General features: G+C 63.1%; 2 protein-coding genes. Both read left to right on the top strand.

Annotated elements, in window-relative coordinates; translation table 11 throughout:
* Positions 1 to 742: TauD/TfdA dioxygenase family protein (locus AWB67_RS37790; protein WP_087660851.1), on the top strand; the 742-nt coding region annotated here is incomplete at its 5' end.
* Between the two features lie 58 nt (positions 743 to 800).
* On the top strand, positions 801 to 1,413 hold a 613-nt coding region (locus tag AWB67_RS37785), incomplete at its 3' end, for a 3-keto-5-aminohexanoate cleavage protein (protein ID WP_143746815.1).

Genomic DNA, 1,413 nt, shown 5'->3' with positions numbered 1-1,413 from the left:
CCTCAAGCATCGTGTGCTGTTCCTGCGCGATCAGGACATCACGCGCGCCGAGCATGTCGCGTTCGCGCGCCGCTTCGGCGAACTGGAGGATCATCCGGTAGCGGGCAGCGATCCCGAGCATCCGGGACTGGTGCGCATCTACAAGAACCCCGACCAGCCCAACGACCGCTACGAAAACGCATGGCATACCGATGCGACGTGGCGCGCGGCACCCCCGTTCGGCTGCGTTCTGCGTTGTGTCGAGTGTCCGCCCGTCGGCGGCGACACCGTGTGGGCCAACATGGCGCTGGCCTACGAGAACCTGCCCGCGCACGTGAAAGGGCAAATCGCGGACCTGCGCGCGCGCCACAGCATCGAGGCGAGCTTCGGCGCGGCCATGCCGATCGAAAAGCGTCTCGCGCTGAAGGCGCAGTTTCCGGATGCCGAGCATCCGGTCGTGCGCACGCACCCCGAGACTGGCGAAAAGGTGCTGTTCGTCAACGCCTTCACGACGCACTTCACGAACTACCACACCCCGGAGCGGGTGCGCTTCGGCCAGGACGCCAATCCCGGCGCGGGCCACCTTCTCAACTACCTGATCAGCCAGGCGTACATCCCCGAACATCAGGTGCGCTGGCGCTGGCAGAAAAACAGCATCGCCATCTGGGACAACCGCAGCACCCAACACTACGCGGTGATGGACTACCCGCCGTGCCATCGCAAGATGGAACGGGCCGGGATCATCGGCGACGTGCCGGTTTGATCGTTGGCGTAGCCTTCCGCCATTCAACTCACACTCATTTCCTTAGCTGGAGCAAGACATGCAATTTCTCGACGATTCGCTGCACCCCGAAAACCAGGAGAAGGTTGTCATCACCGTCGCCCCGTACGGTCCGGAATGGATGCCCGAGGACTTCCCGGAAGACATTCCGGTGACGATGGACGATCAAATCCAGAAAGCCGTGGATTGTTATAACGCGGGTGCCACCGTGCTGCATCTGCATGTCCGCGAGCTGGACGGCAAGGGTTCCAAGCGCCTCTCGAAGTTCAACGAGCTGATCGCGGGCGTACGTGCGGCGGTGCCGGACATGATCATCCAGGTGGGCGGTTCGATCTCGTTCGCGCCGGAAGACGACGGGCAGGCGGCAAAGTGGCTGTCGGACGATACACGTCACATGCTCGCGGAACTCGATCCGAAGCCCGATCAGGTGACGGTGGCGATCAACACCACGCAGATGAACATCATGGAGCTGCTGTATCCGGAGTACCTGGAAGGCACCTCGCTCGCGAACCCTATGTTTCAGGCCGCGTATAGCGAAATGACGGTGCCGGCGGGACCGGCGTGGGTCGAAGAGCACCTGCGCCGCCTGCAGGCCTCCGGCATCCAGCCGCATTTCCAGCTCACGGGCATCCATGCGCTGGAAACGCTGGAGC

Origin of the sequence: Caballeronia terrestris (genome assembly GCF_001544515.1) — a bacterium.
GTDB classification, from domain to species: domain Bacteria; phylum Pseudomonadota; class Gammaproteobacteria; order Burkholderiales; family Burkholderiaceae; genus Caballeronia; species Caballeronia terrestris.
The sequence above is the reverse complement of the archived record's forward strand: the minus strand, read 5'-3'. Positions and strand labels throughout refer to the sequence as shown.